Below are 7499 nucleotides of genomic sequence, written 5' to 3'. Positions count from 1 at the left end.
TTACCTTCCTTATTTTTATATGGTAATCTTACATTTCAATGTATCATCATACATGTAACAATCTAAGTTAGGTGCGCATCGGTTGAATTAAGCCAAAATAAATAAAGTAGGATCACAATTTATCTCTATTGGAGATGTATTTGAAATCCTTGAAGTATTAAAAAATATAAGCGCATCCAGCGCTAATAATTTACAGTATATATATTTTGTTAATGTAATGAAAGTAAAATACTCATTGCTTCTACAAGAATTATATCTAAAATCAATAAAGGATTCTAATGATGGAAACTTTGATGACTACTTACGATTATTAAATGGTTATATTATTCCTAGAGTAATTAGATCGAATAATAATACTTTGAAATTATATAGTTACCAAAGTAACTTTAAAGATGAATCAAAAGAAGTTATTGATAAAATTTGTTATACTGAAATACCATTTTTGGGAGGAAAAGCTAATGTATTGTTTGGAAATAAAGATACAAATTCAAATGATACGTATTTTAATTTTCTATATAGGGAGTATTATAATCTATATAGTTTATTTGATGAAGAAAACGGGTACTCAACAGAACTTATAGATAAGCGCACTTATGAACTTGATCCTTTCGCATTTTTAGGGAAGTCAAATTATGTAGTCAAAACTTTAAAGACAAAAGTAATTGACGAAGATACTGATCCATATTATGTTTTTACTAATATGTTTGATATTGATAGAATAATCAGGTTACAATTTGAAAGAAGATCAAACAAAAATGAATCTGAATTAGAATATTTCCTTAGAAGAATAAATAGTTATATCGAAAAAAATTCAATAACAAATAATAAGAGCATATTTGTAGATTCTGAGGAAATTAAGTATGCGAATGTTTTCTCAAATAATGATTTAGAAGCAGTACAGAAATATATTCTAGCTCCAGTAGACACTAAAGGAGTTGAAAGTATAAAGAAGCCCAAGGCTAAAAGAATTCTTGAGTTTTTAAGAGCTAATGAAGGAAACCTAAAAAAGGATGATATAAAGGAACTTACAGATTGGGAAAAGCATCTTAATACACCTAAGAAAACTGTTACTAAGGACTTAAAAAAGTTTATTGAAAGACTTTCCAAGGAAGATAGATTTAAAGAAAAGATTATGGAGATTATTAATGAATAATATTGATCGCTTTCTTCGTGTGATATATAAGGATTCAGATTTTTTTACAAGTGATATTTACTTTCAAAAAATTACCGAGCGGAATGCTAAAATTTCTTAAAAAGAAGTGGGTAAAAAATATTTGGAACTATATCCAGAGGAGTATAATATTGAGGAAGTATTAATGTTGTCTGATTCAATTATCAACGAAATTGAGAACGATTTGAATGTTAAATCATTTAATCCAATACATCTGTTTATACATGTATCAAAAAAAATATTATCCGAAAGAAATTCGCAGATACTTGTTGATTTTGATAATTTATTTGAATGGGATGGGTGTGTAAATAAAGTTGATCCAAGGATAATATTCGGCGCAAAGTTATCCGAGAGTGAGGGATTTGACTGTAATTGCAAACCTATTGTTAAGCACGATGAAGTAAGGATTGAAAAATGTTTGAAGGACATTGGGGTTTGTGATAATCATATGCATCTAAATGGATCTGGATACAATTGGGAAATGAATTGGCATTCATTATCGACAAAAAAAATGAAAGCAAAAAAATTGGAAAAGATCGCCCATAATAGAGAAATGAAAGATTCCATGGAAAAGATGCAAATTAGAATTCTTGGATTAAAAGCATACCTGTATAACGAAGTATTGAACTGGAAGTTTGGAATTGCTAAGTATATTGATAATAGAGATTTTTTAATAAGGGTTATTGAAAATGGAAGTTATTCATATATGAACGGTGGAAAAAACATTATTGATGGTCTAATATGTTTATGGGATAAAAAAAATATTATCTCTACTGAGGATTTTCAATACCATCATAAAAATGAAGTGTTATTGTTTTTCTATCTTTTTAGAATGATTCGTTTAGATGAATTAAGTTATGAAGGCTATAAAGTAGCTAATTCATATATTTCCTATTTATGCAAATGCCGGCAAATGTTTGTGCAAGACAATAATGGGATAGGATTTTCTAAATTTAAAGATTCAGAAAACATCAAGGAATTATTTATTCCAAATTCTCAAAAGGATAAATTGTATATTGGCATTTTTGACAAATATTATTGTGATAAAATTACACATAAAGTTGAATTCAGAATAGCACCTAAAAAGACAAGTGATATTAATGAAATGATTAACCAACTAGATGATGCAAATGAAAAGGTTTATAGTTTCTATAAAAAAAGAGATCCTAATGTTAAAAAGATAGATTATAAATTAGTGATTCATTATATTAAGGAAGATCACAAAATACAGAAAGACGAAGTACGGAACTTTCAAGTAAGAAGAAAACTTAAGGAAGATAAAAAAATTGATCAATATTTTTCTAGTAAGAGAAAAAGTAGGGAGCAACCTCATATTGTTGGAATTGACACTGCAAATTTTGAGTTAAATTGCCCGCCGGAAGTATATGGACCAACATTTCGAAGACATAGAAAAATGATAGGGAAATATTATAATTTAGGAATAACATATCACGTTGGGGAAGAGTTTGCATCATTAGCTAGTGGAATACGTGCTATTGATGAGTGCATTGAATTTATTAATCTTAAGTCTGGAGATAGGCTAGGTCACGCAATTGCTTTAGGTATTGATGTCATCGAATATTTTAAGATTAAGAGAAACTATATTATTACAACTTTACAAAAACATGTGGATGATTTAGCATGGCTACTTAGCTATATAAGCAATACGGATTCAATCTATGCAGAGCTATTAGCTGAGTTTGATAGATTTTCATATGAATTACTTGGAGAAACTGTACAACTGACTAACTATATAGATAGCATGAGTTTACGTAGTGATGATCCTAATAGTATAGATACTAAAGAAGTGAATCGTACAAAAACAGATAAAAATTATGATAATCCAAGATGGAAACAAGCAAATAAGAATAAAAATGCTAAATATTTATATAAGAAATATCTCTCTTATAAACAACAAAAAAAGGGTGATGAAAAGTTATGCATAACTGCAACAGAACAATATATGACAGCAGTGAAAAATGTTCAAGGTATTATTAAGGAAAAAATATATAATAAAAGAATAGTTATTGAAACTAATCCATCATCAAATAAGAAGATATCTTCAGTAAAAAAATATATTAATTTACCATTATTTAAATTTAATTCAAAATATATAGAAGATGGAACGAAGCATCATATTCAAACTACTATAAATACAGATGATAGTGCAATATTTGGAACAGATTTGTATAATGAGTATTCATTGATAGCATTATCTTTGATAAAAAATGGAGTAGATGTTGAAGATGTATTTGATTATATAAAATATTTAGCAGTACTATCTAATGAAACAACATTTATTTCGTAAAGACAATGAAAACAAAATGATACAAAACTTGTGGATTTTAATATATCTTGGATTAGCATTTGAATTATAGAGGTAGTATAAAATGTTTTATGAAAACGAAAGTTATACAAATTCCTTAATAATGCTAACTTTATTACAATAAAGCCAAATATAAACGATAATGGACTTGAAAGAAATTTCAAGTCCATTTTGTGTTATGTAGAAAATTTCAAAAGTTTTTGGAAAGATGTTCTACTTTTTTAATGGACAGTAAAAAATATAATGAAAGTATGAGGTGACCCAATGCGGAGTAGAGAAATTGATGTAATTAATTTGTTGCTGAATGAAAAGAAAATTTATGCCTATAACGAATTAGCTGTTTCATATGGTATATCAGATAGATTGGTCCGGTATGCAATAGAAGATGCAAATGTATTACTAGAAAGTATTGGTGCTTCTCAGATTGAGAAAATACGTGGAAAAGGTGTTTTATTGAATGTTGATGAAGAAGAGAAAAAGAGAATCTTAGAGTATATATATTTAAAAGATGATCCTTATCAAAACAAAAGTGATCGAGAAGTAATTATGTTCTTTAATATTCTAGATAATTCAAATAAGATACTAGCTCAGGATTTTCAGGAATTGTTTGGTGTAAGTAAGTCGGCAATAGACCAAAGTATGAAAAGTATACGTGGTTGGTGTAAAGAATTTGGAATTGACATTGTTAGTAATAATAAAGAAGGATTGTCACTTACAGGAAGTGAAGGTTACATTCGATTATTAGTAAATAATATTATTAATACCCAAATTGATATTCAAGAATTAATTAATGAGGATTTAGAGCGACTGAGTAATGATAAGTTTACCTCAATTCTAAATTTCTTGAATCAAGCTGATTTAATCACAATCTATCATGATTTGAGAAAAACATTTTCTGAGGAATCATTAAACAATGAATTGTATTTTCTACAGTTGTCGATATATTTCTGTGTTTGGAAAGCAAGATATTTCAATCAAAATTCTATAAGGGAAGATGATAGGTTTATTAAGAAATATCGTGCTGAGCATACTGAACTTATTGTTGATCGATTTTTGTCTATATTCAATATAAATAATGTTCCTGGTGATGAGAGAAATTATTTAGATTTTATGGTTGATAGTTTGAATATTCAACGTAAGCAAACATTACCTAGAGAATGGGTAAAGATACAAATGTTCATGATTGAGTTAATTGAAAGTATGTCAATAAAAAGAAGTGTTGCTTACGAAAGAGATACAAATTTATTTGAGAATTTAGTACAGCACTTTGCTGCTTTGTTGAAAAGAATTGATGAAAATATAGAGATATATAATCCATTAAAAAACATGGTTAAACAAGAATATCAATCAATATATGAAGATATTCAAGCATCATTAGATGAATTACCTGTATTTAAGAATCGCAATATATCAGAAAGTGAAATTGCTTATTTGTGCATTCATTTTGGTGCAAGTGAAGAAAAACTGAAATCAATGCAATCAGAAAAATATCGAGTAATTATTATGTGCGGACATGGATTAGCAACAGGAGAATTACTTGCTCAAAGAGTAAAGCGTATTTATCAATTTGATGTTATTGGAATTGTTGGATCATATGAAGCACAAGCAACAAGGAGAATGAATGCAGACTTTATATTGAAAACTACAAATGTTGAAGTTGATACACTTCCGTCTTTGCAAATTAATCCAATGTTACACCAAGTGGATAAGGAAAAGATTGAAGCATTTATTGCCCTTAACAAGCAACATTTCCATAGTTTTCCAAAGAAGATAGAAAAACATGATGTACTAGAAGATATTATCGAGTGCATATTTAAAGATAACGAAAGATTAAATAAAACATTACTTACAGAAAAAATCGGTAATGTATTAGAAAAACATGAAATTCATTTTAAGAAGAAAGGATATCAACCAATGATTAGTGATGTATTAAAAGATGAGTATATTCAGTTAAATGTGAAAGCAAAAGATTGGCAAGATGTTATTGTGCAAGTTGCAAATCCTCTACTAAAGGACAAGGTTATTGAACCGTGTTATGTAGATGCAATGATAGAAAGCGTTAATAAGTTTGGCCCCTATATTGTAATTAGTGAGGGCGTCGCTTTAGCACATGCTAGACCAGAAGAGGGAGTTAATGAACTTGGTATAAGTTTAGTAACCTTAGATCCACCAATAGCATTTAATCACGAGGATCACGATCCCGTTAAGTTGGTATTTTGTTTAGCTGCAATTGATGACAATGCACATCTTAAAATGATGGCAACAATTGTAAAACTAATAAATGAAGAAAAGAAGATAGAAGAATTAGTGTCAATAAAAGACAAAGAAGAGTTTAAAAAAGTCTTGTTTGAATTTGAGAAAAATTAGTTTCGAGGGAAACAGAAAGGAGAAGTTATGGCGAATTTAAAAATCTTAATGGTCTGTGGGGCTGGATTAGGTAGTAGTTTTGCTTGTCAAATGACCACAGAAGATGTCATCAACAGTTTAGGTGTACAAGTTGATTTGGATCACAGTGATATTTCAAGTGCATTATCATATAATCCAGACATTATTATGACAGCAGAGAACTTTAGATCACAGTTTGCAAATTATACGATTGATGAATCTAAAACAACTATGATTTATTTGAAAAACATCGTTAGCAAAAAAGAAATTGAAGAAAAGCTAACACCTGTTTTAAAAGCAAAAGGCGTTTTATAGAAGGAGAAGAAAATGGAAGTAGTAAATTTTATTATTAACAATATTCTGACACAAGCAGCAATTACGATTGCATTAATTGCGATGGCAGGATTAATCTTACAGAAAAAACCAGTAGGTAATGTTATCTCTGGTACATTAAAAACATTATTAGGGTTCCAAGTATTATCGGCTGGTTCAAGTATTATTGTTCAAGCGTTAACATACTTTGGTCAAATATTTACTGAAGGATTTGGAATGGAAGGTATTATCCCTTCTATAGAATCAATTAATGGACAAGCAATGAATGATTTAGGTTTAGGAAGTCAAATTGCCTTAACATTCTTAGCTATCTTTATTTGTAATATTTTAATCGCAAGATTCACAAAATGGAAATACATCTTCTTAACAGGACAAGCGATCCTTTGGATGGCTACAATGTGTACAGTATTTGGTTACTTTGCAGGATTAAGAGGATTCCCATTAATTTTAGTTGGTGGTATTATTGGTGGAATTTTCGCAGTAGCAATGCCAGCAATTGCCCAACCTATTATTCGAAAGATTACCGGCAGTAATGATATTGCCTTAGGTCACTTTTGTACAATTGGATATATGTTTACTGCAGGTGTATCAAAACTTGTTGGAGATCCAAGTAAATCTACAGAAGATTTAAAATTACCAAAAGGATTTGAATTCTTACAAGATACATACTTATCAGTAATGGTAGTTATGGTTCCAATGTTCGTTATTACTGCAGCATTTGCTGGACCAGAATTCTGTGCTCAATTTGCAGGAAGTACAAACTACTTAATGCATGCATTCTTACAAGCAATTCAATTTGTAGTTGGTGTATATGTATTGTTATCTGGGGTTCGTTTACTTCTTGGAGAAATCGTACCTGCATTTAGAGGTATTGCAATGAAAGTTGTGCCAAATGCAATTCCTGCTCTTGATTGTCCAGTATTATTCCCATACGCACCAAATGCAGTAATCGTTGGATTTGTTTCAACAACAATTGGTAGTGTCGTTGCAATGTTTGTCTTACCAGTATTTAGTTTACCAATGATTTTACCAGGTATGTTAACAAACTTCTTTGCCGGAGGAACAGCTGGTATCTTTGGAAATGCAACAGGAGGACGTAGAGGAGCAATTATCTCAGGAATTTGTCATGGTTTCTTCATTACATTATTACCTGCATTACTTGTTGGTATCTTCAATGGATTAGGATTTATTAATGCAACAGCAACTGATGTTGATACTGTAGCAGCTGCATTATTATATGCTTGGTTATTATTACCATTATTTAAAATGATGGGAGTGTAATAA

General features: G+C 29.6%; 5 protein-coding genes. All 5 read left to right on the top strand.

Going from position 1 to position 7499, the window contains the following annotated elements:
- Window positions 1-217: 217 nt before the first annotated feature.
- The 5 genes from EDD63_RS07235 to EDD63_RS07215 all read left to right on the top strand — a co-directional run bounded on the left by EDD63_RS07235 (window position 218) and on the right by EDD63_RS07215 (window position 7496).
- On the top strand, window positions 218-1153 hold the full coding sequence (locus EDD63_RS07235; protein WP_134169962.1) for a hypothetical protein: 936 nt from the start codon (window positions 218-220) through the stop codon (window positions 1151-1153).
- Between the two features lie 121 nt (window positions 1154-1274).
- The gene (locus tag EDD63_RS07230) at window positions 1275-3479 is read left to right on the top strand and encodes a hypothetical protein (RefSeq protein WP_134169960.1); all 2205 of its coding nucleotides are present in this window, start codon (window positions 1275-1277) and stop codon (window positions 3477-3479) included.
- A gap of 282 nt (window positions 3480-3761) precedes the next feature.
- Window positions 3762-5864: a BglG family transcription antiterminator gene (locus tag EDD63_RS07225; protein ID WP_134169958.1), complete on the top strand. Its 2103-nt coding sequence runs from the start codon at window positions 3762-3764 to the stop codon at window positions 5862-5864.
- Between the two features lie 27 nt (window positions 5865-5891).
- Window positions 5892-6197, top strand: coding sequence for a PTS sugar transporter subunit IIB (locus tag EDD63_RS07220; protein WP_134169956.1), 306 nt, complete (start codon window positions 5892-5894; stop codon window positions 6195-6197).
- 12 nt (window positions 6198-6209) lie between these two features.
- Window positions 6210-7496 carry a PTS sugar transporter subunit IIC gene (locus tag EDD63_RS07215; RefSeq protein ID WP_134169954.1) on the top strand — a complete coding sequence of 429 codons (1287 nt, stop codon included), beginning with the start codon at window positions 6210-6212 and terminating at the stop codon, window positions 7494-7496.
- Window positions 7497-7499 lie beyond the last annotated feature (3 nt).

Source organism: Breznakia blatticola (assembly GCF_004365815.1).
Classification (GTDB): Bacteria; Bacillota_I; Bacilli_A; order Erysipelotrichales; family Erysipelotrichaceae; genus Breznakia; species Breznakia blatticola.
Note: the sequence above shows the minus strand (reverse complement) of the source record. Positions and strands in the feature narration are given on the sequence as shown.

Coding starts and splice junctions, on each gene's coding strand:
- EDD63_RS07235 (WP_134169962.1), top strand. CDS start 218: ATGAAAGTAAAATACTCATTGCTTCTACAAGAATTATATCTAAAATCA.
- EDD63_RS07220 (WP_134169956.1), top strand. CDS start 5,892: ATGGCGAATTTAAAAATCTTAATGGTCTGTGGGGCTGGATTAGGTAGT.
- EDD63_RS07225 (WP_134169958.1), top strand. CDS start 3,762: ATGCGGAGTAGAGAAATTGATGTAATTAATTTGTTGCTGAATGAAAAG.
- EDD63_RS07215 (WP_134169954.1), top strand. CDS start 6,210: ATGGAAGTAGTAAATTTTATTATTAACAATATTCTGACACAAGCAGCA.